This window comes from Microbacterium flavum (genome assembly GCF_018717645.1).
Classification (GTDB): Bacteria; Actinomycetota; Actinomycetes; order Actinomycetales; family Microbacteriaceae; genus Microbacterium; species Microbacterium flavum.
On sequence record NZ_JAFLHG010000012.1, the window covers coordinates 26,431 to 50,409 of the forward strand.

A 23,979-nucleotide genomic window follows, 5' to 3' on the forward strand; every position below is an offset into this window, starting at 1 on the left:
CCGTGCCCGACCCCCAGAACCCCCGCGTCGCCGTCTACCTCGACTTCGACAACATCGTCATGAGCTGGTACGACCGCGTGCACGGGCGCAACGCCTACGCCGGCGACCGGCAGAAGATCGTCGCCAACCCCGATGAGCCCGAGATCGCCCAGAAGCTGAAGGACGCGACGATCGACGTCGGCGCGATCATCGACTACGCGGCATCCTTCGGCACCCTGGTCCTCACCCGCGCGTACGCGGACTGGTCCTCGCCGGTGAACGCGCTCTACCGCTCGCAGCTCGTCGCCCGTGCGGTCGACCTCGTGCAGCTGTTCCCAGCGGCGGCCTATGCGAAGAACGGCGCCGACATCCGGCTCGCGGTCGACGCCGTCGAGGACATGTTCCGCCTCCCCGACCTCACCCACGTCGTGATCGTCGCCGGCGACAGCGACTACGTCCCACTCGCCCAGCGCTGCAAGCGTCTCGGACGGGTCGTCGTCGGCGTCGGCGTGGCCGGGTCGACGGCGAAGTCCCTCGCCGCCGCGTGCGACCAGTTCGACGCGTACGACACGCTGCCCGGCGTCCCCGCGCTGGAGAAGCCCGCCGCGAAGAAGGCGGCGGATGCCGTGGCGCCGGCGACCACGACGGCGTCCCGTCGACGCAAGAAGGACGAACCAGATCCCACCGCCGAGCTCCTGCGCCGCGCGCTGATCCTCGAGCGCGAGCGCACCGACGAGGAGTGGGTGCACCTCTCGGCGGTGAAGAACCTCCTCAAGCGCATGGACCCCTCCTTCAGCGAGAAGGCGCTCGGCCATCGTTCGTTCTCCGACTTCGTGAGCGCGTTCCCCGCCGTCGCCGACATCGACGAGTCGACGAACATCGTCCGGGTCCGGCTCCACACCGCGGAGGCGCCCGCCGGCTGACTCCCGTGCGCCGCGGAGACCCCGTGCGCGGCTGCACAGACGTTGTGCAGCACTGATCCTTGTACCTGAATCGGTTTTCAGGTAGCGTCGCTGACCGGCACCGACTCCGCGTGCCGACCGCGCTCTACAAGGAGGTATCAGCGCATGGCTTCACCCGTTGCAGCAGACGGCACGTACAAGCAATCCGGCTTGCGCCGCGTCGTCACGGCATCGATGGCGGGCACCGTCGTCGAGTGGTACGAGTTCTTCCTCTACGCCACGGCCGCGACGCTCGTGTTCGGCCCGATCATGTTCCCGCCGTCCGATGACCCCTACGCGGGCATCATCGCCGCCTTCGTCACCTACGCGGTGGGCTTCATCGCCCGCCCCCTCGGCGGCATCGTGTTCGGTCACTTCGGCGACAAGTACGGCCGCAAGAAGCTCCTCCAGGTCGCCATCATCCTCGTCGGCGTGGCGACCTTCCTCATGGGATGCCTCCCGACGTTCCAGCAGGTCGGCTACCTCGCGCCCGTGCTGCTCGTCCTCCTCCGCTTCGCGCAGGGCTTCGCGGTCGGCGGAGAGTGGGGCGGCGGCGTGCTCCTGGTCGCCGAGCACTCCCCCGACAAGAGTCGCGGCTTCTGGTCGTCGTTCCCGCAGGCGGCGGTGCCGATCGGCAACCTGATCGCGACGGTCGTCCTCCTGATCCTCAGCCGCGCGCTCTCGCCCGAGGCGTTCCTCGGCTGGGGCTGGCGCGTGGCGTTCTGGCTGTCGGTCATCATCGTCGCCGTCGGGTACTACATCCGCACCAAGATCTCCGATGCCCCGATCTTCGTGGAGGCCCAGAAGGAGGTCGCCGAGGAGGAGCACGTGCGCTACGGCGTGTTCGAGGTGCTGCGCCGCTACCCCCGCGGCGTCCTCACGGCGATGGGCCTGCGCTTCGCGGAGAACATCATGTACTACCTCGTGGTGACCTTCTCGATCACGTACCTGAAGATCGCGCTCGCCATGGACACCGCCGAGATCCTCGGGATGATCGCGATCGCCCACATCGTGCACATGATCGTGATCCCCCTGGTCGGCGGGCTCGCCGACCGCCTGGGCCGCAAGCCCGTCTACGCGATCGGCGCGGTGGCCGCCGCGGGCTGGGGCTTCGTCGCCTTCCCGATGTTCAACACGAAGGAGCCGGTCACGATCATCCTGGCGATCTGCCTCGGTCTCGTGATCCACTCCTTCATGTACGCGCCGCAGCCGGCGATCATGTCGGAGATGTTCCCGACGCGCATGCGCTACTCGGGCGTCTCGCTCGGCTACCAGGTGACGTCGATCTTCGCAGGCTCGCTCGCGCCGATCATCGCGACCGCGATCCTCTCGGGCACCGGCTCCTGGGTGGGCATCGCGATCTACCTCGCCGCGGCCGCCGCCGTCACCCTCGTCGCCGTGATCTCCCTGCGGGAGACGAAGGGCATCTCGCTCTACGAGATCGATCGCATCGACCGGGAGCGGCTCGCCGTCGAGACCGGCACCGTGAAGGTCGCCGCGCGACGCTGACGCGAGATCGTCCCCACGGACGCAGGAAGGGCGGTGGATGCCTCGGCATCCACCGCCCTTCCTGCGTCCGTGACGCGCGTGGGCGTCAGGCGGCCAGCGGGATCGATCCGACCAGCACGCCCACCGCGAGCATCACGAGCGAGACGACGCACGCCCGCCACAGCACCTTCTTGTGGTGATCGCCCAGGTTCACGTTCGCGAGCGAGACGAGCAGCAGGATCGCCGGTACGAGCGGGCTCTGCAGGTGCACGGGCTGCCCGGTGATCGAGGCGCGCGCCATCTCGACCGGGGCGATCCCGAAGTGCGAGGCGCTCTCGGCGAGCACCGGCAGGATGCCGAAGTAGAACGCGTCGTTGGACATGAAGAACGTGAACGGGATCGACAGCACACCGGTGATCACCGCGAGGAAGGGTCCCATCGAGTCGGGGATGACCGTCGTGATCCACGACGCCATCGCCGTGACCATGCCGGTGCCGTTCAGCACGCCCACGAGCACGCCCGCGGCGAGGACCATCGACACGACGCCGACGATCGAGGGGGCGTGCGCGACGATCTCGTCGGCCTGCGACTTGATCTTCGGGAAGTTGACCATCAGGGCGATGCCGGCGCCGACCATGAACACGTACGGCAGCGGGAACAGGTCGAGGACCAGCAGGACCATGACCGCGAGCGTCAGTGCGAGGTTGAACCAGATGAGCTTCGGGCGCAGGGTCGCGCGCTTCGGGTCGAGCATCGTGTCGGCCATCGCCGTGTCGGCGGCATCCACGAGCTGCGCCGCGGCGATGCCGCCGCGCCCGCCGCGCACCGTGACGATGTTCCCGGTGCGCAACGACGCCGCCGCGCCCGGCTTCGCCTCGGCGCCGCGGAAGATGCGCGGGCCGGACAGAATGCCTTCGCCGCGCGTGGCATCCAGCTTCGAGGTGTCGATGACGCCCGCGAGACGGCGGCGCTCGCCGAGACCGAGGAACCAGGCGAAGACGAGAGAGATGACGAGGCCGGTCGCGAGCGAGGGCAGCATCGGCACGAAGATGTCGGTCGGCTGCAGACTCAGCGCCGTCGCGGCGCGCACGGTGGGCCCGCCCCAGGGCACGATGTTCAGGGTGCCGTTCATGAGTCCGGCGACGCAGGTGAGGACGACGGGGCTCATCCCGAGACGCAGATAGATCGGCAGCATCGCCGAAGTCGTGATGATGAAGGTCGTCGACCCGTCGCCGTCGAGGGACACCGCGCCGGCGAGGATCGCCGTGCCGAGGACGACCTTCGCCGGGTCATCGCCGAGCAGGCGCGTGATGACGCGGATGAGCGGGTCGAACAGGCCGACGTCGATCATGATGCCGAAGTACATGATCGCGAACATCAGCAGAGCCGCGGTGGGCGCCATCTTGCTGATCGAGTCGATGATCATGTCCCCGAGCCCGAGCCCGGCCCCGGCGAACAGGCCGAACACCGTCGGGACGAGGATGAGCGCGACCATCGGGGTGAGGCGGCGCGTCATGATGAGCGCCATGAACGCCAGCACCATCGTGAACCCGAGGACGACGAGCACGCCGTCCGACGGGGTGAACGCCACGTCGTAACCCTCCTCGGCGGCGTCTGCCGCTGCGATCAGCAGCGTGGTGATCGGGGGCATGGGGAGACTCCTTCGTCTGTGCGATCCCCGGCATCCATCGCCGGGTCGTTGCCCTGAAGGTAGAGCTGTCCGCGCGGCGGCGCGCGCTATCTCGCATTCGCACGCGTTCTGCGCGTACCGTTGGTTGCGCGCATTGTGCTCAGAGGCGGAGGGGATGCCGTGCGGTTCGCAACGAGGGTGCTGCTGCTGCAGATCGCGACGGTCGTCGTGGTCGTCGCCGTGAGCGCCGTCGTGTTCCTCCTGGTCGGGGTGCAGCAGCTGCGCGACGAAGCCGAGAACGCGGCGGTCAACATCGCGCGGACGATCGCCGCCGATCCGGAGGTGCGCACCTCGGTCGCCGCCTACTCGGCCGACCCGGGGACGCCCGACGCCGTCGCCCTCCGCTCGGGCTCGCTCCAGTCGTACGCGCAGGACATCACCGCGCGCACCGGGACCCTTTTCGTCGTGATCACCGACGACCACGGCATCCGCCTCGCCCACCCCGACCCGGGCCTTCTCGGACAGCAGGTCAGCACGGACTACCGGGAGGTTCTCGGCGGACGCGAGGTCGTCACCTGGGAACGCGGCACGCTCGGCGTCTCGGCGCGCGCCAAGGTCCCGATCTATCCCCCCGGCGCCGCTCCGACGGGCCCCGCCATCGGCGAGGTCAGCGTGGGCTTCGAACCGGCGAGTGTTTTCGACGACCTGCCCACCCTCCTCCTCGCGGTGACGGGCGTCGCGGCGCTGGGCGTCGCCGTCGGCGTCGGCGCCGCCCTGCTCCTGCGGCGGACGTGGGAGCGGATGACCCTCGGCCTCCAGCCCGAGGACCTCGTCCGGCTCCTCCAGACCCAGTCCGCCGTCCTCGACGGCGTCGGCGACGGGGTGGTCGCGGTCGATCCGAACGGCATCGTCCGCGTGTGCAATCGCACGGCCGCCGAGCTCCTCGGCCTCACCGGCGCCGCCGACGGGCCGCTCGGCCGGCCGCTCGATGCCCTCGGGCTTCCGCCCCTCGTCGTCGACGCCGTCCGGAACGGGACGGCACGCGACGGCGTCGTCGTGGCGGGGAACGTGCTCTACGTCGACTCCCGGCCGGCCACGCAGGGCGGGCGGGCGATCGGTGACGTGCTCATCGTGCGCGACCGGACGGCGCTCGTGGCCCTCACCGAGCGCCTCGAATCGGTGCGCACGATGACGGGCGCGCTGCGCGTGCAGCGGCACGAATTCGCCAACCGCCTGCACGTGGCATCCGGGCTCCTCGGCGCCGACCGCACGGAGGAGGCACGCGCCTTCCTCGCCGAGCAGCTCGCCCGGGGCCCGGTCGACTTCCCCGTGGAGCATCTCGACCTCTTGACGGATGCCGTGCTGCAGGCGGTCGTCGGCGCGAAGGCGATCGAGGCCGGCGAGCGCGGGGTCTCCCTGTCGGTCGCCCCCGACTCCCTGCTCTGGCAGCGTGTCGCCGACCCCGAGGACGTGGCCGCTGTGCTCGGCAACCTCATGGACAACGCGATCACCGCCGCAGCGGCGGGACAGGAGCCGCGGACCGTGGTCGTCGGCTGCTACGGCGACGGCACCGCGCTCGTGCTCACGGTCGCGGACTCCGGCGCGGGCATCGCTCCCGACGACCCGTTCGGGGCCGATCCCGGGCGGGCCGATTCCGACCGCATCCACGGATGGGGCATCGGGCTGCGTCTCTCGCGCGAGCTCGCCCGCCGCCGAGGCGGAGACCTCTGGATCATCGACCGCGGGGGCGTCGGCGGCGGCGGCGATGACGACCCCGCACCCCCCGCCCACCCCCACAGCGCCGACGGAGGCCTCGGCGGCGCCGTCTTCGGCGCGCGTCTCGAAGGCGTCCTCGACGACGACGACCTCCACCGGGAGAGCTCATGACCACGACCCTGCGCGTCCTCATCGTCGACGACGACTTCCGCGTGAGCGGCCTGCACCAGGCCATCGTCGCCGAGCATCCCTCGCTCACCCCCCTCGAGCCCGCGCGCACCCTCGCGGAGGCGACGGCCGCGGTGCGGCTGCACCGGCCGGACCTGATGCTCGTCGACGCCTACCTGCCCGATGGGGACGGCATCGCCTTCGTCCGGGACACCGACGTCGACGCCTTCGTCCTTTCCGCGGCCACCGATGCACCCACCATCCGGCGAGCGCTGCGAGCCGGGGCACGCGGCTACCTCATGAAGCCCTTCGAGAAGCGGGAGCTCACCGATCGCCTGGACCGCTACCTGCGGTCGCGGAACCTGCTCGCCGGCGACCGCCCCCTGCGGCAGGATGACGTCGATCGGGCGCTCGCCGCGCTCACCGGAGCCGCCGCGACGGTGTCGCGCTCGGCGACCGAGAAGGTGATCCTCGACGCGCTGGGGGCGTCCGAATCCTCCTCGACCGACATCGCCGACCGCGCGGGCGTCTCACGAGCGACGGCCCAGCGGCACCTCTCGGCCCTCGCCGCATCCGGCCAGGTGCACGTGCGCCTCCGGTACGGAACGACCGGCCGCCCCGAGCACCTGTACTCGCGCGCGGAACGCTGAACCCGGGCGCCCGCTCAGTCGCGGGTGGACCAGAGCGCCCAGGCGACCAGCAGCGGCTGGAAGAACAGGCGCGCGACCCGGGCCGCGTCGCTGTCGAGCCCGAACGCCGCGCGCCGACCCGCCGCCTGCGCGATGTTGCCGGGGAAGACCGCGACGAAGAAGGCCGCGAGGAGCGCGCCGATCCGGCCCCGCTCGTTCGGCAGCACGACGAGCGCGGCACCCAGCATCATCTCGACGGCGCCGGATGCCACGACGACCCCGTCCTTGTCGATCGGCACGATCTCGGTGACGAGGTCGGGCACCTGCGCCTGGAATTCGCGCCGCGCCCAGAAGAGGTGGCTGAGCCCGGCGAACACCATCCCGCCGGCCAGCAGCCAGCGCGCGAACGTCTTCATGACCGTCATCTTGCCGCGCCGACAGCGGTGGCGCGCGGCCTTGACAAGAGGCCGGTCGGGGCGCCTCGGTAGGCTGGAGGGGTGAGCGACGGCGCGAAGGTCCCGATCCGGCGGCTGCCCGACGGCACGGTGAAGCAGGTCGGACCCCTCACCGGGACCCAGGTCTGGACCGTCCCCGGCCGGGCGAACCGGCCGCTGGCGGCTCCCCGCGAGGCGCCCCGCCGACTGGAACCCGGGGAGAGCGACCGCCTCTGCGCCTTCTGCTCCGGTCGCTACCTCGAGACGACGCCCGAGAAGGTCCGGCTGGTCGGGGCGGCGTTCGACGAGGTCCGCCGCGTTCCCGCCGCCGAGCTGTTCGACACCGAGGCCGAGTTCCGTCGCTTCGGCAACCTCTTCGAGATCGTCTCGGCCGAGTACTGGCGCGAGAATCACGGCTTCCGTCAGCCGGCGCGCATCGTCGAGTGGGCGCAGGAGTACCTCTCCTCCCCCGCCGGCCGCGTCCACCTGGAGTCGCTCGCGGCGATCCGCGCTGCGGCGAGCGGAGCCGAGGTCTCGCTCGAGGAGGCGGCGCTCGACCTGCTCGGCGGATCGCACGACGTCATCGTCGCGCGTCGCCACGTCGTCGACGGCGCGGCGACGGATGCCGAGCTCGCCTCATCGGGGACGCTGACCCCCGACGAGCATGCCGCGTACACGGCATTCACGGTGCGCGCGCTGGCCGAGATCCAGGCGGCGCAGCCCTACGCCGCCTACGTCGCGGTGTTCCAGAACTGGCTGCGCGCCGCGGGAGCGTCGTTCGAGCACCTCCACAAGCAGCTCGTCGCGATCGACGAGCACGGGCCGCAGGTCGATCACGAGCTGCGGCTGCTCTCCCACGACCGCGAGCTGTACCAGCGCGAGATCGCCGACCTCGCCGTCTCCGAGCGCCTCCTCGTCGCTGCGACCGACGGTGCCGTCGCCTTCGCCGGGGTCGGGCATCGCTACCCCGCTTTCGAGGTGTTCTCGACGTCGGAGGCGAACCTCCCCCAGGAGCACTCGGAGCGCGGCATCCGGGCGGTCTCGGACCTGCTCCACGCGCTGCACGCGGCCACCGGTCCCCTCGTGCCGACCAACGAGGAGTGGCATTACCGGCCGCCGGGCGCGCCGTGGCCGATGCCCTGGCGCGTCGTGCTGAAGTGGCGCATCTCGAACCCCGCCGGATTCGAGGGCGGAACGAAGATCCACGTGAACACGATCGATCCGTGGGAGCTCCGCCGGCGCGCCGTCGCCGCCCTGGAGCAGCTGCGGGCGGCGGGCACCCTCGCCCCCGGCCTCCGGATCGGCGACGAGTGCGTGGCCTCCGACGCCCGCCTGCGCTACGCCGAATCCCCGCTCGATGCGGACGACAAGGACGACGCGTGACGTTCCCGTTCGAGGCGCTGCGGCGCCATCCCGACGTCGAGGGGCCGGGGCTGGTGGCCGCGGATGCCGCGGACCGACTCCTCCTCGACGAGTCGGCCGCCACGCGTGCAGGTGCGGCGCCGGGCGAGGTCGTCGTCATCGGCGACGACTACGGCGCCCTGACGCTCGGAGCGGCATGGGAGGGCGACGGGGACCGTGGCCAGGGCGGCGTGCGCGGCATCCGGGTGCATCAGGACGCGCTCACCGGTGAGCGCGCACTCGAGCGCAACGCGGCGACGCTCGGACTGAGCGAGGCTTTCACCTCCCTCCCGCTGCTGGATGCGGCGTCGGTCGCCGGCGCGCGTGTGGTCCTCCTGCGCCTGCCGCGGTCGCTCGACGCACTCCGGGATGCGGCCGGGCTCGTCGCGGCGCACGCGGCGCCGGACGTGGTGCTCTTCGCGGGCGGACGGATCAAGCACATGACCCCCGCGATGAACGACGTGCTGCGCGAGACGTTCGCGCGCGTCGACATCACCCACGCGCGTCAGAAATCGCGCGTGCTCGTCGCACGCGGGCCCCACGACGGTCGCGACCCCGCGCCTGCGGCGAGCCAGGCAGACGGACTCGAACTGCGCGCCTTCGGCGGGACCTTCGGCGGTGCGCGCCTGGACCACGGCACCCGTCTGCTTCTGGAAGCCCTCGGCGCGGGCGGCGGACCGCGCGTGGGCGGAACGGCCGAGGATCCGTGGCTGGACCTCGCCTGCGGGAACGGCTCGATCGGCGCGTGGCTCGCGACGCGGCATCCTGCCGGGCACGTCTGGTCGTCGGACCAGTCGGCCGTCGCGGTCGCCTCGGCCCGCGCGACGGCCGCGGCGAACGGCGTCACCGAACGGATGGAGGTCGTCCGCGACGATGCTCTCTCGATCCGACCGGATGCGTCGGCGTCGCTCGTCACGCTGAACCCGCCGTTCCACTCGGGCGCCGCGGTCACCGATCGGATCGCCCCGCATCTGTTCGCCGACGCGACGCGCGCGCTCCGGCCCGGCGGCGAACTGTGGTGCGTGTGGAACTCGCCCCTCGGCTACCGGCCCGTCCTCGAGCGCCTCGTCGGGCCGACCCGTCAGGCGGCGCGCGACCGCCGGTTCACCGTGACGGTGTCGACGCGACGGTGACCCGCTCCCCGGGCCCGTCGCGCCGGGCACGCCCGGACTCAGGCCGGGCGGTAGCGCAGCGCGGTCGCGCCGGAGCGGAAGTCGATCCGTTCGATGAGGTCGAGCCGGATGCGCTCACGGAGCCCGGCCAGGAGCGTCGGTCCGTGACCCGCGATGACCGGGTGCACGACGAACACGTACTCGTCGATCAGTCCGAGATCGGCCAGCGCGTCCGGCAGCGCGACCCCGCCGAGGAGGACATCGCCCGGTGTCTGCTCGATGAGACGCCGTACCGCGGCGCCGAGGTCCGCGGCCTCGTCTGATCCGCTCCATCCGGCGGGGCCGTCGGCGAGCAGTTCGGCATTCCAGGCGACGGAGGTCAGGGTGCGCGAGACGACGTGCTTGGGCGCACGATCGATCGCCTCGGCGAAGGCGATGTCCTCGGCATCCATCCACGCCGGCCACCGGCCGTCCGCGGGGCGGCGCCACGCCGACTCCATCATCTCGTAGGTGACGCGACCGTACAGGAGCGCGCGTGCGCGCTCGATCCGCGCGGTCCAGAACCGCATCGACTCCGCGTCGGGTGCGAGGCCCGCCTCATGGTGACAGCACCCGTCGAGGGTGACGTTGATCGCGTAGCTGAGCATGCGCGGCGTTCCTTCCTCCGCGCCGCGGATCACACGATTCCGGCGCGGATGCCGTCGAGGGATGCCGCGACGTCGGGAAGGCGCTGCTCGAGAACACCGTCGAGCTCGAAGAGGCGGCCGCGGGCGTCGCGGAGGATCTTCGCGCCCTTCGGGGTGACGCGCAGGTCGGACGCGGCGCCGGCGTGGGCGGTGCCGTCCTCGACGAGGCCGTCGTCGACGAGAGTGCGGACGGCGGTGTGGGCGGACTGCACGGTGATGTGCGAGCGGCGCGCGAGCTCGGAGAAGGAGATGCCGGGCTCGGCGTAGATGTGGCCGAGGAGTCCGAACTTGCGCGTCGTGATGCCGAGGTCTCGGAGGATGGTGCTCAGCTGGCCCTCCCACATCGCCGACACCGCGAGCAGCGCGATGACGGGACTGAAACGGGGGGCATCCTGACTCATGCGCTTATGTTAGCGAGCGCTCGTCGATGTCGGAGGCTCGGGTGTCGGAGGTTCGCCGTACCGTGATGATCCAGCGGGGCGGCGTCGAGGCGTCCCGGGGAGAGGATGCCATGGACTGGAAGATCGAGCTCATCTTCGTGCCGGTGAGCGATGTGGATCGCGCGAAGGACTTCTACACCTCGATCGGTTTCCACGCCGACATCGACGTGACTCCGTCGCCCGGCCTGCGCTTCGTGCAGCTGACGCCGCCGGGCTCGGCGTGCTCGATCGCGATCGGGACCGGGCTCGGATCGCAGGTGCCTCCGGGCACCCTCGACGTCATCCAGGTCGTCGTCGCCGACGCGGACGCCGCGTTGGCAGGACTTCGCGCCGCCGGCGTCGCCGCGGAGGGCGTCGACGAATTGGACTGGGGTCGGTTCGTGACCTTCGCCGACCCCGACGGCAACAGATGGGCCGTGCAGCAGCTCACGCCGTACGCGTGAACGCCGCCGCTCCGTCGTCGCGGTTCTCGACGCCTCAGCCCTTCGAGCCCCCGGGAGGGCCGACGAGGAGCAGGACGGCGAAGAGAGCGACGACGAGGAGCGCGATGAGGCCGAAGAGCGCCCACGGGCGGGCCAGGAACCACGCGAGCGGACGGTCGTACCAGCGCCCGTCGGGCGAGGCGGCGTCGGCCTCGAGCCGCCACTGACCGACGAGCAGGCCCCGCTTGTGGAGCAGGATCTCGGCGGGGATCGTCGCGTAGGGGACGATCGCGGAGATGAGCGCGCCGATCGTGGGGCCCGCCTTCCACCGATTGTTCAGTGCCACCAGGATGACGGTCGCGCCATAGGAGAGGAAGACGAATCCGTGGATGCCGCCGCCGATGGTGACGGCCGGCGCCCACCCCGTCGCGGCGCGGACGATCAGTCCCGCGATCAGGAGCGTCCACGACACCGCCTCGGCGATCGCGAGCGTGCGGAAGAGGGTGAGCGGAGTACGGAACATTCCTTCAGTCTACCTGAAGCACGGCCGCCGCCTCACCGCGGTGAGATGAGCAGAGAGGCGAAGACCGCGATGATCGCGGTGGAGTAGGCGAAGGCGAGAACCGAGTGGATGCCGGCGATGGTCCTGACGCCCCGGTCGGTGAGCTGAACGTCCGCCGAGGAGAACGTCGTCGACATCTGCACCGACACGTAGACGAAGTCGCCGAGTGCGCGCGCCTGCGTCCCGGGGAACGCCAGCGACCCGTCGGCGGCCCACCTGCGCATGTACTCCACCGCCATCACGGCGACCATGAGCACCCAACTGCCCGCGACGCCCACCAGACAGATCGCGATGATCCACGCCCCGCTCCTCCCCTCCCCGGTGGTCAGCAGGATGACGGAGACGATGCCGATGATCATCACCGTGCTCGCCCACGAGACAGGGCTCGAGAGCAGGAGCCATCGCACCCACGTGCGGCGCTCGTCCGTCCGCCGCAGGTGCCCCCGCAGGACATCACCCTCCACCCCGCGGAACGTCCACCACGTCAGCACGAGGAAGATCGGACCGTACAGACCGAACATCAGGGTGACGAAGAGGAACGTGGCTGCGGCCGACATCCCGTCAGCGCTTCCGCGCCCCGGCATCCGGCGTCGTCGACCACAGCGCCCAGGCGACGAGCACCGGCTGCAGGAACAGGCGGCCGAGCCTGCGCCCGTCGGTGTCGAGCCCGGGCGCCGACGCGCGAGTGCGCCACTGGTGCACGTTGCCGGGGAACACGGCGACGAAGAAGGCGGCGACCGCAGCGCCGATGCGCCGCTGCTCGCGCGGCAGAGCCACCAGCGCGGCGCCGAGGGCGAGCTCGGCGGCGCCCGACACGACGACGATGGTGTCCTTGTCCGTGTGCAGGAGGCGGGTCGCCCAGTCCGGCACCACGATGCGAAAACCGCGCCGCAGGGTCGACAGGTGTGCGGCGCCGGCGGCGAGGAGGAGGGCGGAGAGGAGGAAGCGTGCGACGGTGCGCGTCATCCCCTCACCCTATGTCGCGCCCGAGCACGGAAACGCGGGAGACCTGCCACACTGGGCCGGAGGCATGATGCGATCGACGAAGACACCCAGGCGACGCGCGTCGGCGAGGCGCGGCGCGGACATCGGTGCCCCCCGCAGGCGCTGGCCGCGCCGCCTCGCCTGGACCGCTGTCATCGCGGTGGGGGCGGCCGCAGCGTTCTCGGTGACCCCCTGGCCAGCGGCGATGATCGTCCGCGCCGTGTTCGGCCAGAACGGTGCGGCCACCGTCGCCGAGATGGAGCGCCACGTCCCCGACACCCCGCTGACGGCGAAGCTCGGCGTCAGCTACGGCGCAGAGGGATCGGACACGACGTTCGACCTGTTCACGCCCGCCGCGGCGGGCGAACGGCGGCCCACGGTGGTCTGGATCCACGGGGGCGCGTGGGTATCGGGTTCCTCAGCCAACGTCGACCCATACCTGCGCATCCTCGCTGGCGCCGGGTACACGACCATCGGAGTGAACTACAGCGTCGGCCCGGAGCGCACCTATCCGACGGCGGTGCGGCAGCTGAGCGAGGCGCTCGCGTTCATCCAGTCTCACGCGGACGAGCTGTCGGTCGACCCCCGCACCATCGTGCTGGCCGGCGACTCCGCGGGGGCGCAGCTCGCCAGCCAGCTGGCCGCGCTGACGACCAACCCGGACTACGCCGACCTCCTCGGCATCGCTCCGGTTCTCTCCTCGTCGCAGCTGGCCGGCGTGATCTTGAACTGCGGCGTGTACGACCTGCGCTCGATGTCGGACCTTCGCGGGTTGATCGGCTGGGGCTTCTCGACATCCCTCTGGGCCTACACCGGCACGAAGGACTGGTCCGTCGAGAGCGCGGGCGCCACCATGTCGACGATCGACTTCGTGACTCCCGACTTCCCTCCGACGTACATCAGTGGAGGAAACGGCGACGGCCTGACGTGGCTGCAGGCGATCCCGATGACCCAGCGCCTCCGCCAGGCCGGCGTCGAGGTGACGCCGCTCTTCTGGCCTGCCGACCACACGCCGGCGCTGCAGCACGAGTATCAGTTCCACCTCGATCTGCCCGAGGCTCAGCGCGCGCTGACGGAGACCCTGGCCTTCCTGTCGAAGGTCGCCCCGGCCGACGCCCGCTGAACCGCGCGGCGCCGACCGACGCGTCGATCAGAAGTCCCAGTCGTCGTCCTCGGTCGCGACGGCCTTGCCGATGACGTAGGACGAGCCCGACCCGCTGAAGAAGTCGTGGTTCTCGTCCGCGTTCGGCGACAGCGCCGACAGGATCGCCGGGTTCACGTTCGTCACCTGCGCGGGGAACATCGCCTCGTAGCCGAGGTTCATGAGCGCCTTGTTCGCGTTGTAGTGCAGGAACTTCTTGACGTCCTCGGTCAGACCGATGCCGTCGTAGAGGTCCTGCGTGTACTGCACCTCGTTGTCGTAGAGCTCGTACAGGAGCGAGAAGGTGTAGTCCTTCAACTCGTCGCGCTCGGCCTGGGAGAGCTTCTCGAGCCCCTTCTGGAACTTGTAGCCGATGTAGTACCCGTGCACGGCCTCGTCGCGGATGATGAGGCGGATGATGTCGGCCGTGTTCGTGAGCTTCGCCTTGCTCGACCAGTACAGCGGGAGGTAGAAGCCCGAGTAGAACAGGAACGACTCGAGGAGGGTCGAAGCGATCTTGCGCTTGAGGGGCTCGTCGCCGCGGTAATAGTCCATGACGATCCGCGCCTTCTTCTGAAGGTTCGGGTTCTCGACCGACCAGCGGAACGCGTCGTCGATCTCGGGCGTCGAGCACAGCGTCGAGAAGATCGACGAGTAGCTCTTCGCGTGCACGGACTCCATGAACGCGATGTTCGTGTACACCGCCTCCTCATGAGGCGTGATCGCGTCGGGGATGAGCGAGACGGCGCCCACCGTGCCCTGGATCGTGTCGAGGAGCGTCAGCCCCGTGAACACGCGCATGGTCGCGGTCTGCTCCTCGGGGGTGAGCGTCGCCCACGACTGGATGTCGTTGGACAGCGGCACCTTCTCGGGCAGCCAGAAGTTGTTCACGAGGCGGTTCCAGACCTCGAGGTCCTTGTCGTCCTGAATGCGGTTCCAGTTGATCGCCTGGACGTGGTCGATGAGCTTGAGCGGCTCGGGAGGGGTCATGTTCTTTCCTCAGTCAAAGAAGTCGGTCGTCGAGCGAGCGAGTCGGAACGCAGAGCGCGGAATGCGCTCAGAGCATGCAGGAGACGCACTCGGTCATGTCGGTGCCCTCGAGCGCCATCTGACGCAGGCGGATGTAGTAGATCGTCTTGATCCCCTTGCGCCACGCGTAGATCTGCGCCTTGTTGATGTCACGCGTCGTGGCGGTGTCCTTGAAGAACAGCGTCAGCGACAGGCCCTGGTCGACGTGCTGCGTCGCCGCGGCGTACGTGTCGATGACCTTCTCGTAGCCGATCTCGTACGCGTCTTCGTAGTACTCGAGGTTGTCGTTCGTCATGAACGGCGCCGGGTAGTAGACGCGACCGATCTTGCCTTCCTTGCGGATCTCGATCTTCGACGCGATCGGGTGGATCGAGCTCGTCGAGTTGTTGATGTACGAGATCGAACCGGTCGGCGGAACGGCCTGCAGGTTCTGGTTGTAGATGCCGTGCTGCTGGACGGACGCCTTGAGCGCCACCCAGTCATCCTGAGTCGGGATGTGGATGCCCGCGAACAGTTCCTTGACCTTCTCGGTCTGGGGCTCCCAGGCGGCATCCGTGTACTTGTCGAAGAACGCGCCCGACGCGTAGGTCGAATCCTCGAAGCCGTCGAACGCGGTGCCGCGCTCGATCGCGAGCTCGTTGGAGGCGCGCAGGGCGTGGAAGAGCACCGTGTAGAAGTAGATGTTCGTGAAGTCGAGGCCCTCTTCCGACCCGTAGCGCACGTGCTCGCGCGCCAGGTAGCCGTGGAGGTTCATCTGGCCGAGACCGATCGCGTGCGAACGGTCGTTGCCGTCTTCGATCGAGCGCACCGAGGCGATGTGGCTCTGCTCGCTGACCGCCGACAGGGCGCGGATCGACGTCGAGACGGTGCCGGCGAGGTCCTTGCCGTCCATCGCGAGCGCGATGTTCATCGACCCCAGGTTGCACGAGATGTCCTTGCCGATCTCGGCGTAGGAGAGGTCTTCGTTGTACGTCGTCGGCGTGTTCACCTGCAGGATCTCGCTGCACAGGTTCGACATGTTGATGCGACCCTTGATCGGGTTCGCCTTGTTCACCGTGTCTTCGAACATGATGTACGGGTAGCCCGACTCGAACTGGATCTCGGCGAGGGTCTGGAAGAACTCGCGCGCGTTGATCTTCGTCTTCTTGATCCGCGCGTCATCCACCATCTCGCGGTACTTCTCCGTCACCGAGATGTCACCGAAGGGCACGCCGTAGACCTTCTCGACGTCGTACGGCGAGAAGAGGTACATGTCCTCGCCGTTGCGGGCCAGCTCGAAGGTGATGTCGGGGATGACGACACCGAGCGAGAGCGTCTTGATGCGGATCTTCTCGTCCGCGTTCTCGCGCTTCGTGTCGAGGAAGCGCAGGATGTCGGGGTGGTGCGCCGACAGGTACACCGCGCCGGCGCCCTGACGCGCGCCGAGCTGGTTGGCGTAGCTGAAGCTGTCTTCGAGGAGCTTCATCACGGGGATGATGCCCGACGACTGGTTCTCGATCTGCTTGATCGGCGCACCCGCCTCGCGGATGTTCGAGAGGAGCAGCGCGACGCCGCCGCCGCGCTTGGAGAGCTGGAGGGCGGAGTTGATGCCGCGGGCGATCGACTCCATGTTGTCCTCGATGCGCAGCAGGAAGCAGCTGACGAGCTCGCCGCGCTGCGCCTTGCCCGTGTTGAGGAAGGTGGGGGTCGCCGGCTGGAACCGGCCCGAGATGATCTCATCGACAAGGGCCGTGGCGAGCTTCTGGTCGCCGTCCGCGAGGCCGAGGGCGGTCATGACGACCCGGTCCTCGAAGCGCTCGAGGTAGCGCTTGCCGTCGAAGGTCTTCAGCGTGTAGCTCGTGTAGTACTTGAACGCCCCGAGGAACGTCTCGAAGCGGAACTTCGCGTCGTACGCGCGGTCGTTGAGGCGCTGGATGAACTCGAACGGGTACTTCTCCAGGACGGCGCCCTCGTAGTACTCCTTCTCGACGAGGTAGTCGAGGCGCTCCTTGAGGGAGTGGAAGAACACCGTGTTCTGGTTGACGTGCTGCAGGAAGTACTCCCGGGCAGCGCGCTTGTCCGCATCGAACTGGATCTGCCCGTCCTCGCCGTAGAGGTTGAGCATCGCGTTGAGGGCGTGATAGTCGAGCCCCTCGAATCGCGCGTCCGTCTTGAAGGTCGCCTCGGTCACTGCAGTGTCCACCATCGTTCCAATCCGTCGCTCACGCGGGCGACGTCCTCAGGCGTGCCGAAAAGTTCGAGCCGATACAAGTGCGGCACGGTGCACTTGCGGCTGATGATGTCGCCGGCGAGGCAGAAGTGCTCGCCGAAATTCGAGTTTCCCGCGGAGATGACCCCGCGGATGAGGTGCCGGTTCTTCTCCACATTGAGGAAGCGGATCACCTGCTTGGGAACGGCCCCCTTCTCCACCCCGCGTCCCTGCCCGCCCCCGTAGGTCGGAGTGACGAGCACGAACGGCTCGTCGATCTCGATCTGGGGGTCGGTGGGCAGGAGCGGAATGCGACGGGACGGGAGCCCGAGCTTCTCGATGAATCGCGCGGTGTTACCGGACACGCTCGAGAAGTAGACGAGCAGCGGCGCGCTCGTCAGTGTCGGCATCTCAGGCCAGACGGCTCGCGAGCTCGTCGATCTTGTCGGGACGGAAGCCCGACCAGTGGTCCTCGTCGGTGACGACGACAGGTGCCTGCAGGTAGCCGAGCGACTTGACGCGCTCGAGCGCCGCCGGGTCCTCGGACAGGTCGAGGACCTCGTAATCGATGCCCTTCGAGTCCAGTGCCCGGTACGTCGCGTTGCACTGCACGCACGACGGCTTCGTGTAAACCGTGATCGCCATATCGATCCGTTCTCCTCTCAATCTCGCCCAGTCATCCAGCGGTCCGCCGCCGGGAGTCCAATACTACATATGGGTACGGACACTCGGAAGCACCACAAGGGGTAGTAGTTACATCCGTGTAGTTTTGCACCGCTCTCCCCAGGTACAACACATCTTGTCCACCGTTTCATCCACAGTCGCGGGGCCGATCCGACGCCTCCGAAAAGGCCTGGATCTCACGGATTTCACGCGGCCGTCCGTCATCCATCCACAGGTCGGACGCTACGCCGCCCCTCCGACACCGATCAGCCTGTGGAAAGTGCCCCCCGGCGTGTCGCGGCGTGTCGCGATCCTTCGACCCGGGCGGGTCATGTGCCGTGCCGGTAGCCTGGAGGGGTGGCGGGATATCGGGAGCTCCTGCGCACCTCCGGGGTCGCGCGCATCATCGCCGCACAGCTGACGGCGCGCTTCCCCAACGGGATGACGAGCCTCGCGATCCTCCTCCACGTCGAGCAGCAGACCGGCTCATACGGAGCGGCGGGTCTCGTGCTGGCCGCCGCGTCGATCGGTCAGGCGACGTCCGGTCCCGTGACCAGCCGGTGGATGGGGATCTGGGGCATCCGTCGCGTCCTCACCCTCACGACCGCGGTCTGCGCCCTCACCCTGCTGATCCTCGCGCTCGTGCCCATGGGCGTCGTCGGCTACATGGTCTTCGGGCTCTTCGCCGGCCTGTCCACGCCGCCGGTGCAGTCCGCCGCACGCACCATCTATCCGAAGCTCGTCAACGCCCGGCAGCTCACGGCCCTCTTCTCGCTCGACGCGAGCCTGCAGGAGATCATCTGGATCCTCGCGCCCGTCGTCATCACCGTGGTCGCGATCCAGGTCGGCACCGTTCCCGCACTCCTCCTGATCGTCGCGATCCTCGTGGGCGGAGGCGCGTGGTTCATCCTCTCCCCCGAGGTCGGCCGGGTCCGCATCCCGCGCAGTCGTCGCGCTTTCGGCACGGTCCTCGGCAAGCCGGTCGTCCTTCTCGGCACGGTCATCGGCTTCCTCCTGATCGGCGCCTGCGCCGCGGTGGAGGCGGCCGTCGTCGCGACCTTCGGCCACGGCGGGATCGAGGCCGGCATCGTCCTCGCCATCTTCTCCGTCGGCTCGCTCGCCGGTGGCCTCGCCTTCGGGCACATCCCGATGGGATCGTGGGCGATGGCCCGGCGGCTGACGATCGTCTCCGTCGGCCTCGCCGCCGCCGTCTTCTTCGTCGACGAGCTCACCCCCGCGACGCCCTGGTGGGTGAGCGCGTGCCTCCTCCTCGCCGGCGTCGGCATCGCTCCGGCTCTCGCCGTGCTGTTCGCGATGACCTCGGCATCCGTCAAGTTCAGCGAGACCGCCGAGGCGTACGGCTGGATCGGGACGGGCCAGCTCATCGGAGCAGCCCTCGGTTCGGCCATCGCCGGCTTCCTCATCGACGGGGTGGGAGCCCCCGGCGCGTACGCGGCCGCGGCGGGCTTCGCGATCGTCGGCGCCCTCGTCGCGACGCTGTTCGTGCGGGGCTTCCCCGACCTCCGCGGCCGCGATGCGAGCCCGATCCCCGACACCGAGCCCGTCCCCCTCATCACCTGACGGCCGGCGCGTCGTTCCCGCGCCCGGGCTCGTAGGCTGGCCTCATGCCCGCTCCCCTCACCCTCCCGCGCCTGGCCTGGGGGACGCCCGACGTCCCGCACGCCTCCCGGCACGCTCTCCTGGTCCACGGGCTGGGGTCCAACGGCGCGCTCATGTGGCGCTACGGCGCGTGGCTCGCGGATGCCGGGTGGCACGCGACCGCCGTCGACCTGCGCGGTCACGGAACGGCGCCGCGCGCCCTCGACTACACGATCGCCGCGTACGCCACGGACCTCCTCCACACGGCTGCGCCCGACGGCGAACCGTGGGACCTCGTCATCGGCCACTCGCTGGGCGGGGCCGCGGCGACGGTCGCGAGCGCGGAGACGCCCGCATGGACGCGCCGGCTCATCCTCATCGACCCGGCGATCCACCTCAACGCCCACGACCGCGCGGTCGTCGGCAACAGCCAGCGCCGCTCGTTCGCGGACCCCTCGCCCGAGGCGACTCGGGCGGAGCACCCGCACTGGCACGAGCAGGACATCGAGCTGAAGGCGCTCTCCGCCCAGCAGGTGAGCCGGTGGGCGGTCGAGCAGACGAGCATCCAGAACGACCCGTGGGACGTCCGCGACGCCGCCGCCCGCCTCACCGTCCCGACCCACGTCATCGCGAGCGACCCCGCCGTGTACTCGATCTTCCAGGGCGACCTCGCCCGGGAGACCCTTCGGAACCCGGTCGTCGGCATGTCGGTCGTCACCGGCGCGGGCCACTCCCCGCACCGCGACAAGCCGGAGGACACCCTCGCCCACCTCGCCACGGCACTCGGCGACGCCACGCCGAGGAGCTGACCTCTCCCCTGCGCGGTCGCCTCGGTGAGGATCAGGCGACCCGGCGGAGGAGCTCTGCGAGGGCGAGCGCGTAGGCATCCGCGGGCTCCGGATGCTCGAACGAGAGCGGCTCCCCCTGGATCACGACATCCACGCGGAACGCGTCATCCAGGCGCACGAGCGCGCGGAACGTGCCGCGCAGGAGCTCTCGGAGCTGGTCCTCGCGCGGCAGCCACAGCGCGTCATCGAGCGCGACGGAGTCCAGCGCCCACTCCGTCGTCCCGTTGAAGGCGAGGATCGTGCCGGTCGAATAGCTGCGGGGCTCGATCGTCATCTCGCTCACCGTGAACACGTCCGCCTCGAACTCGGGCTCGTCGAGCTGGAACCGATCGCCGGACGCGGGACGCCACACGAGCCCGGCGTCGCGCAGCGTCGCGGCGAGGTCGGTCGAGATCATGTCCCCATCCTGCCCGCATCAGCGGCGTTGCGGCGGCGCCCACCCGCGCAGCCGAGGACAAAACCTCGGTGACCGGTGGGCGATCGGTTCGGTAGCCCCCGACGGGCACCGTCCGGCGTCGGGAGGGACGAGTTTCGCAGCCGCGTTCGGACCGGCATCGCACGGAACGGGGCCAGGATGGAGGGGTGACCGATTTCGACCCCGCCGCGCACCTCCCCGACGAGCTGCTGGAACGCATCCGCTCACGGGCCGCCGCCGTCGACGCCGAGAACCGCTTCCCCGAGGAGGACCTCGCCGAGCTCCGCGACGCGGGGTACCTGGCGATCCTCGTCCCGGCCGCGCTCGGCGGCGCGGGGCTCGGGCTCGCCGAGGCATCCCTCTTACAGCAGCGCCTGGCGGGTGCGGCGCCGGCCACCGCACTGGCCGTCAACATGCACCTCGTCTGGACCGGCGTCGCGAAGGTGTTCTCCGATCGTGGCATCGACGGCCTCCGGTTCGTGCAGGAGGGCGCCGCGTCGGGAGAGGTGTTCGCCTTCGGCATCAGCGAGGCCGGCAACGATCTCGTCCTGTTCGGCAGCGACACGGCGGCCGTCCCGACCGCGGACGGCGGCTACGCCTTCACCGGCACGAAGATCTTCACGTCCCTCGCCCCGGTGTGGACCCAACTGGGCCTGCACGGGCTCGACACGTCGAATCCGGACGACCCGAAGATGGTCTACGCCTTCGTCCCCCGGACGGATGCCGTCATCACACGCGACGACTGGGACACGATCGGGATGCGCGGCACGCAGTCGCGGACGACCGAGCTGCACGGCGCCACCGCGCCGCCGGATCGCATCGTGCGGCTCGTCCCGCCCGGCCCGAACCCCGACCCGATCGTGTTCGGCATCTTCAGCGTCTTCGAGATCTTGCTGGCGTCGGTCTACACCGGCATCGCGCGGCGCGCGCTCGACCTCGCCGTCGCGACGGCGAAGGCCCGAACCTCGAAGAAGACCGGCTCGGCCTACAGCGACGACCCGGACATCCGGTGGCGCGTGGCCGAGATGGCCCTCGCGTACGACGCGCTCCCGCCGCAGATCTCCGCGCTCGCGCGGGATGTCGATGAGCGGGCCGATCGCGGCGCGATGTGGTTCCCGCAGCTGTCGGGAGTGAAGCACCGCGCGGTGGTCGCGGCCAAGCAGATCGTCGACGAGGCGATGCTCGTGGGGGGCGGGTCGTCCTACTTCGCCCGCAGCGAGCTGAGCCGCCTGTACCGCGACGTCCTCGCCGGCATGTTTCACCCCTCAGACCCCGAGTCGGCACATTCGACCGTTGCCGCGGCGTGGCTCGGGCCCGTCTCGGGCTGATCGGGTCGGATCGAGAAAAGCTCACCTCGGCGGCATCCGTGAACTCGTTCTCGCCGATCGTGCAATACAAGACGTGAGCACAGACAACGAGGTGATCGAACGGTCGTCGGCGGAGCCCGGCGCGTTCGCGCTGCTGTACGACCGACACGCGCCGGCGATCTATCGCTACGCGGCGCGGCGGATCGGCAGCGACGGGGCGGAGGACATCATGTCCGAGACCTTCCTCGTCGCTTTCGAGAGGCGATCGGCGTACGACCTCGCGGTCGTCGATGCTCGCCCCTGGCTGCTGGGGATCGCCACCCGACTGATGCGCAAGCACGTGCGGGTGGAGGCGCGGGCGTGGAAGGGCATGGTCGCAGATCTCGCGGCGCAGATCTCGCCCGATGTGATCGAGCAGGCGAGTGCCCGCGTGGATGCCACCCGACAGACCGGGCGCCTGGCTTCGGCGTTGCGGAGCCTGTCGACATCCGACCGCGACACCCTCCTGCTGTACGCCTGGGGCGATCTCGACTACGCGGGAATCGCGGAGGCCCTCGACGTGCCGATCGGCACGGTGCGCTCACGCCTCAATCGGGCACGCCGTCTGCTGCGGCGCGCGGCCGGAGCCCTCGAGACAGAAACGGAGACTGGTCATGGACGAACTGACACTGCTGCGCAACGCGCGTGAGGACATCGATGTGCCGCAGGAGGCACTGCATCGAGGCCGGGCGGCGCTTCTGGAACGGACGGGGGATGCCGCGGTGCCGGGCATCCCCGCGTCCGTCGCGCCTCGCTCGTCACGCCGCCGCCTCCGGCGGTTCGCACTCGGGAGCCTGTCCGCGATGGGTGCCGCCGCTCTCGTGACGGGGCTCGTCCTCACCGACGTCGTCGGACTCGCCGGGTGGCGGGGCGGGGCGGATGCCGCCGCGGCCTCCGTGCTCGAGAATGCGAGCGTCGCGGCGATCGGAAGCAGCGACCCCGTGCTCGCGCCCGGTCAGTACCTCTCGGTGCGCACGCGAGCGGCGTATCGCGCGACGGTGCAGCGTGAGGATCGCACCTCCACGTTCCAGTACCTCGCCGATGACACGCTGTTCGTGCCCGCCGACCGCGCCGACGACTGGGTGTGGCAGCGCGGGGCGCAATCGGTGTACGCGACGTTCGGGGCCGACTCGCAGGCGGTCGCCGACGCCTGGCAGGCAGAAGCGCCCTCCGATGCGATCTCGGGCGGCGATCTGCTGCGCGCACCGGCGGGTGCCTTCTACGGGGCCCGCCCCGAGGCCGGATTCGACGATCTGGATACTCTCCCGCGCGACCCGTATCGGCTGCTCAACCACATCTACCGGGTGACGCTGGGCGCGGGGCCCTCCCCCGACACCGAGGCCCTCGTCTTCCTGGCGGACCGACTGCGGATCGGCGACGTCCCCGCCGACCTGCGATCGGCGATGTACCGCGCGGCGGCGATGATCCCGGGGGTCACTCTCGTCGACGACCAGGCGACGCTCGACGGACACCGTGGTGTCGCGATCGGACGCGACGAGGAGGCCTGGGGCAGCCGCATCGAGATCATCGTCGATCCGACGACCGGGACGTTCCTCGGGGAGCGGGAGATCCTCCTGCGCGATCAGGACGGCATCCCGGCGGGCACGGCCGCCAGCTGGACGGCGGTCACGACGTCGATCGTCGACCAGGCACCGGCCGGCGGCACGCCGTGCGGGCGGATGGCGCAGGACAGCACGAGCGGGCGATGCTGACCCGCGGCGGCACCCGGCCCAGCGGCGTCGTCGGCACAGGCCCCGCGGATCTCGTGCTCCCGCCGACCGAGCCGATCGAGATCCCCGCGGATCCCGGTCGCACCTGAACGGAGCGCCGCGCGGGCGGGCGGGCGTCAGCGGGTCTCGAGGTCGTAGGCCTTCAGGAGCTCGGCGACCGCCTGCTCGCGCTGGTCGCCTCCTTCGGCGAACATGTGCGCGACGTGGGTGCGCAGGTGGTTCTCGACGAGGAGCTTGTCGAGGGATGCCAGTGCCTTCTGGATCGCGCGGGACTGGGCGATGATGTCCATGCAGTAGTCCTCGCTCTCGATCATCTTCGCGAGCCCCCGCACCTGCCCCTCCAGGATCGCGGTGCGATGCAGGGCGCGCTTCTTGATGTCGTCGATCACGCCTCGAGGATACGCCGCCGGGGCGAGGCCCCCATGACA

26 protein-coding genes are annotated in these 23,979 nt (G+C 69.9%); 13 read left to right on the forward strand and 13 right to left on the reverse strand.

Annotated elements, in window-relative coordinates; all coding sequences use genetic code 11:
- The first annotated feature begins 2 nt into the window (after window positions 1-2).
- Window positions 3-902, forward strand: coding sequence for an NYN domain-containing protein (locus J0P97_RS12595; protein WP_215488140.1), 900 nt, complete (start codon window positions 3-5; stop codon window positions 900-902).
- Between the two features lie 144 nt (window positions 903-1,046).
- Complete coding sequence (locus J0P97_RS12600; RefSeq protein WP_215488141.1) at window positions 1,047-2,429, forward strand: MFS transporter; 1,383 nt, start codon at window positions 1,047-1,049, stop codon at window positions 2,427-2,429.
- 85 nt (window positions 2,430-2,514) lie between these two features.
- On the opposite strand, the gene citH is transcribed toward J0P97_RS12600, so the two are convergent.
- Window positions 2,515-4,059 carry a citrate transporter CitH gene (gene citH, locus J0P97_RS12605; protein ID WP_215488142.1) on the reverse strand — a complete coding sequence of 515 codons (1,545 nt, stop codon included), beginning with the start codon at window positions 4,057-4,059 and terminating at the stop codon, window positions 2,515-2,517.
- Between the two features lie 159 nt (window positions 4,060-4,218).
- On the opposite strand from citH, the gene J0P97_RS12610 reads away from it, so the two are divergent.
- Both J0P97_RS12610 and J0P97_RS12615 read left to right on the forward strand, forming a co-directional pair.
- Window positions 4,219-5,925, forward strand: a complete 1,707-nt coding sequence (locus J0P97_RS12610) for a sensor histidine kinase (RefSeq protein WP_308163565.1) — start codon at window positions 4,219-4,221, stop codon at window positions 5,923-5,925.
- Entirely contained in the window at window positions 5,922-6,572 is a 651-nt protein-coding gene (locus J0P97_RS12615) for a response regulator (RefSeq protein WP_215488143.1), read from the forward strand. The genes J0P97_RS12610 and J0P97_RS12615 overlap by 4 nt, the downstream gene beginning before the upstream one ends.
- A 14-nt stretch (window positions 6,573-6,586) precedes the next feature.
- Here J0P97_RS12615 and J0P97_RS12620 read toward each other — a convergent pair whose 3' ends face one another.
- The gene (locus tag J0P97_RS12620; RefSeq protein ID WP_215488144.1) at window positions 6,587-6,967 is read right to left on the reverse strand and encodes a DoxX family protein; all 381 of its coding nucleotides are present in this window, start codon (window positions 6,965-6,967) and stop codon (window positions 6,587-6,589) included.
- A gap of 81 nt (window positions 6,968-7,048) precedes the next feature.
- Between J0P97_RS12620 and J0P97_RS12625 the strand changes: the two genes are divergently transcribed.
- Together J0P97_RS12625 and J0P97_RS12630 are read left to right on the forward strand one after the other, a co-directional pair.
- Window positions 7,049-8,368 carry a DUF4921 family protein gene (locus J0P97_RS12625; RefSeq protein WP_215488145.1) on the forward strand — a complete coding sequence of 440 codons (1,320 nt, stop codon included), beginning with the start codon at window positions 7,049-7,051 and terminating at the stop codon, window positions 8,366-8,368.
- The gene (locus tag J0P97_RS12630; protein WP_215488146.1) at window positions 8,365-9,519 is read left to right on the forward strand and encodes a class I SAM-dependent methyltransferase; all 1,155 of its coding nucleotides are present in this window, start codon (window positions 8,365-8,367) and stop codon (window positions 9,517-9,519) included. Before J0P97_RS12625 ends, J0P97_RS12630 begins: the two co-directional genes overlap by 4 nt.
- A gap of 38 nt (window positions 9,520-9,557) precedes the next feature.
- On the opposite strand, the gene J0P97_RS12635 is transcribed toward J0P97_RS12630, so the two are convergent.
- Both J0P97_RS12635 and J0P97_RS12640 read right to left on the reverse strand, forming a co-directional pair.
- Window positions 9,558-10,145, reverse strand: coding sequence for a dihydrofolate reductase family protein (locus J0P97_RS12635; RefSeq protein ID WP_215488147.1), 588 nt, complete (start codon window positions 10,143-10,145; stop codon window positions 9,558-9,560).
- A 29-nt stretch (window positions 10,146-10,174) separates the two neighbouring features.
- Window positions 10,175-10,585 carry a MarR family winged helix-turn-helix transcriptional regulator gene (locus J0P97_RS12640; protein ID WP_215488148.1) on the reverse strand — a complete coding sequence of 137 codons (411 nt, stop codon included), beginning with the start codon at window positions 10,583-10,585 and terminating at the stop codon, window positions 10,175-10,177.
- Window positions 10,586-10,695: 110 nt separating this feature from the next.
- Between J0P97_RS12640 and J0P97_RS12645 the strand changes: the two genes are divergently transcribed.
- The gene (locus tag J0P97_RS12645; protein ID WP_215488234.1) at window positions 10,696-11,067 is read left to right on the forward strand and encodes a VOC family protein; all 372 of its coding nucleotides are present in this window, start codon (window positions 10,696-10,698) and stop codon (window positions 11,065-11,067) included.
- Between the two features lie 34 nt (window positions 11,068-11,101).
- On the opposite strand, the gene J0P97_RS12650 is transcribed toward J0P97_RS12645, so the two are convergent.
- Genes J0P97_RS12650 through J0P97_RS12660 form a run of 3 tightly spaced genes read right to left on the reverse strand, consistent with a single transcriptional unit; the run spans window position 11,102 to window position 12,574 of the window.
- Window positions 11,102-11,569: a DUF3817 domain-containing protein gene (locus tag J0P97_RS12650; RefSeq protein WP_215488149.1), complete on the reverse strand. Its 468-nt coding sequence runs from the start codon at window positions 11,567-11,569 to the stop codon at window positions 11,102-11,104.
- A gap of 32 nt (window positions 11,570-11,601) precedes the next feature.
- Window positions 11,602-12,165, reverse strand: a complete 564-nt coding sequence (locus J0P97_RS12655) for a DUF1345 domain-containing protein (RefSeq protein ID WP_215488150.1) — start codon at window positions 12,163-12,165, stop codon at window positions 11,602-11,604.
- A gap of 4 nt (window positions 12,166-12,169) precedes the next feature.
- Window positions 12,170-12,574: a DoxX-related protein gene (locus J0P97_RS12660; protein ID WP_215488151.1), complete on the reverse strand. Its 405-nt coding sequence runs from the start codon at window positions 12,572-12,574 to the stop codon at window positions 12,170-12,172.
- A gap of 202 nt (window positions 12,575-12,776) precedes the next feature.
- On the opposite strand from J0P97_RS12660, the gene J0P97_RS12665 reads away from it, so the two are divergent.
- Entirely contained in the window at window positions 12,777-13,715 is a 939-nt protein-coding gene (locus J0P97_RS12665) for an alpha/beta hydrolase (protein ID WP_282837236.1), read from the forward strand.
- A 27-nt stretch (window positions 13,716-13,742) separates the two neighbouring features.
- Here the strand turns inward: J0P97_RS12665 and nrdF are convergent, their stop codons facing one another.
- The 4 genes from nrdF to nrdH all read right to left on the reverse strand — a co-directional run bounded on the left by nrdF (window position 13,743) and on the right by nrdH (window position 17,595).
- Entirely contained in the window at window positions 13,743-14,723 is a 981-nt protein-coding gene (gene nrdF, locus J0P97_RS12670; RefSeq protein ID WP_215488153.1) for a class 1b ribonucleoside-diphosphate reductase subunit beta, read from the reverse strand.
- 67 nt (window positions 14,724-14,790) lie between these two features.
- A complete protein-coding gene (nrdE, locus tag J0P97_RS12675; RefSeq protein ID WP_215488154.1) occupies window positions 14,791-16,947 on the reverse strand; it encodes a class 1b ribonucleoside-diphosphate reductase subunit alpha in 2,157 nt (718 codons plus the stop codon).
- The gene (gene nrdI, locus J0P97_RS12680) at window positions 16,929-17,360 is read right to left on the reverse strand and encodes a class Ib ribonucleoside-diphosphate reductase assembly flavoprotein NrdI (protein ID WP_215488155.1); all 432 of its coding nucleotides are present in this window, start codon (window positions 17,358-17,360) and stop codon (window positions 16,929-16,931) included. The genes nrdE and nrdI overlap by 19 nt, the downstream gene beginning before the upstream one ends.
- Before the next feature lies 1 nt (window position 17,361).
- On the reverse strand, window positions 17,362-17,595 hold the full coding sequence (gene nrdH, locus J0P97_RS12685; RefSeq protein WP_215488156.1) for a glutaredoxin-like protein NrdH: 234 nt from the start codon (window positions 17,593-17,595) through the stop codon (window positions 17,362-17,364).
- A 375-nt stretch (window positions 17,596-17,970) separates the two neighbouring features.
- On the opposite strand from nrdH, the gene J0P97_RS12690 reads away from it, so the two are divergent.
- A complete protein-coding gene (locus J0P97_RS12690) occupies window positions 17,971-19,194 on the forward strand; it encodes an MFS transporter (protein ID WP_215488157.1) in 1,224 nt (407 codons plus the stop codon).
- 44 nt (window positions 19,195-19,238) lie between these two features.
- Window positions 19,239-20,021 carry an alpha/beta fold hydrolase gene (locus J0P97_RS12695; protein ID WP_215488158.1) on the forward strand — a complete coding sequence of 261 codons (783 nt, stop codon included), beginning with the start codon at window positions 19,239-19,241 and terminating at the stop codon, window positions 20,019-20,021.
- A 31-nt stretch (window positions 20,022-20,052) separates the two neighbouring features.
- On the opposite strand, the gene J0P97_RS12700 is transcribed toward J0P97_RS12695, so the two are convergent.
- Window positions 20,053-20,457: a pilus assembly protein CpaE gene (locus tag J0P97_RS12700; RefSeq protein ID WP_215488159.1), complete on the reverse strand. Its 405-nt coding sequence runs from the start codon at window positions 20,455-20,457 to the stop codon at window positions 20,053-20,055.
- A 185-nt stretch (window positions 20,458-20,642) separates the two neighbouring features.
- On the opposite strand from J0P97_RS12700, the gene J0P97_RS12705 reads away from it, so the two are divergent.
- The 3 genes from J0P97_RS12705 to J0P97_RS12715 all read left to right on the forward strand — a co-directional run bounded on the left by J0P97_RS12705 (window position 20,643) and on the right by J0P97_RS12715 (window position 23,533).
- Window positions 20,643-21,803 carry an acyl-CoA dehydrogenase family protein gene (locus tag J0P97_RS12705; protein ID WP_215488160.1) on the forward strand — a complete coding sequence of 387 codons (1,161 nt, stop codon included), beginning with the start codon at window positions 20,643-20,645 and terminating at the stop codon, window positions 21,801-21,803.
- A 73-nt stretch (window positions 21,804-21,876) separates the two neighbouring features.
- A complete protein-coding gene (locus J0P97_RS12710; RefSeq protein ID WP_282837238.1) occupies window positions 21,877-22,470 on the forward strand; it encodes an RNA polymerase sigma factor in 594 nt (197 codons plus the stop codon).
- Window positions 22,436-23,533, forward strand: coding sequence for a CU044_5270 family protein (locus J0P97_RS12715; RefSeq protein ID WP_215488161.1), 1,098 nt, complete (start codon window positions 22,436-22,438; stop codon window positions 23,531-23,533). The genes J0P97_RS12710 and J0P97_RS12715 overlap by 35 nt, the downstream gene beginning before the upstream one ends.
- A 134-nt stretch (window positions 23,534-23,667) precedes the next feature.
- Here the strand turns inward: J0P97_RS12715 and J0P97_RS12720 are convergent, their stop codons facing one another.
- The gene (locus J0P97_RS12720; RefSeq protein WP_215488162.1) at window positions 23,668-23,940 is read right to left on the reverse strand and encodes a metal-sensitive transcriptional regulator; all 273 of its coding nucleotides are present in this window, start codon (window positions 23,938-23,940) and stop codon (window positions 23,668-23,670) included.
- Between the last annotated feature and the right edge of the window lie 39 nt (window positions 23,941-23,979).

Excerpts from the sequence above, each read along its gene's own strand:
- J0P97_RS12635 (WP_215488147.1), bottom strand. The coding sequence starts at position 10,145 with ATGCTCAGCTACGCGATCAACGTCACCCTCGACGGGTGCTGTCACCAT.
- J0P97_RS12695 (WP_215488158.1), top strand. The coding sequence starts at position 19,239 with ATGCCCGCTCCCCTCACCCTCCCGCGCCTGGCCTGGGGGACGCCCGAC.
- J0P97_RS12715 (WP_215488161.1), top strand. The coding sequence starts at position 22,436 with ATGGACGAACTGACACTGCTGCGCAACGCGCGTGAGGACATCGATGTG.
- J0P97_RS12645 (WP_215488234.1), top strand. The coding sequence starts at position 10,696 with ATGGACTGGAAGATCGAGCTCATCTTCGTGCCGGTGAGCGATGTGGAT.
- J0P97_RS12660 (WP_215488151.1), bottom strand. The coding sequence starts at position 12,574 with ATGACGCGCACCGTCGCACGCTTCCTCCTCTCCGCCCTCCTCCTCGCC.
- J0P97_RS12640 (WP_215488148.1), bottom strand. The coding sequence starts at position 10,585 with ATGAGTCAGGATGCCCCCCGTTTCAGTCCCGTCATCGCGCTGCTCGCG.
- J0P97_RS12620 (WP_215488144.1), bottom strand. The coding sequence starts at position 6,967 with ATGAAGACGTTCGCGCGCTGGCTGCTGGCCGGCGGGATGGTGTTCGCC.
- J0P97_RS12615 (WP_215488143.1), top strand. The coding sequence starts at position 5,922 with ATGACCACGACCCTGCGCGTCCTCATCGTCGACGACGACTTCCGCGTG.
- nrdF (WP_215488153.1), bottom strand. The coding sequence starts at position 14,723 with ATGACCCCTCCCGAGCCGCTCAAGCTCATCGACCACGTCCAGGCGATC.
- J0P97_RS12650 (WP_215488149.1), bottom strand. The coding sequence starts at position 11,569 with ATGTTCCGTACTCCGCTCACCCTCTTCCGCACGCTCGCGATCGCCGAG.
- citH (WP_215488142.1), bottom strand. The coding sequence starts at position 4,059 with ATGCCCCCGATCACCACGCTGCTGATCGCAGCGGCAGACGCCGCCGAG.
- nrdI (WP_215488155.1), bottom strand. The coding sequence starts at position 17,360 with ATGCCGACACTGACGAGCGCGCCGCTGCTCGTCTACTTCTCGAGCGTG.
- J0P97_RS12600 (WP_215488141.1), top strand. The coding sequence starts at position 1,047 with ATGGCTTCACCCGTTGCAGCAGACGGCACGTACAAGCAATCCGGCTTG.
- nrdH (WP_215488156.1), bottom strand. The coding sequence starts at position 17,595 with ATGGCGATCACGGTTTACACGAAGCCGTCGTGCGTGCAGTGCAACGCG.
- J0P97_RS12655 (WP_215488150.1), bottom strand. The coding sequence starts at position 12,165 with ATGTCGGCCGCAGCCACGTTCCTCTTCGTCACCCTGATGTTCGGTCTG.
- nrdE (WP_215488154.1), bottom strand. The coding sequence starts at position 16,947 with ATGGTGGACACTGCAGTGACCGAGGCGACCTTCAAGACGGACGCGCGA.
- J0P97_RS12700 (WP_215488159.1), bottom strand. The coding sequence starts at position 20,457 with ATGATCTCGACCGACCTCGCCGCGACGCTGCGCGACGCCGGGCTCGTG.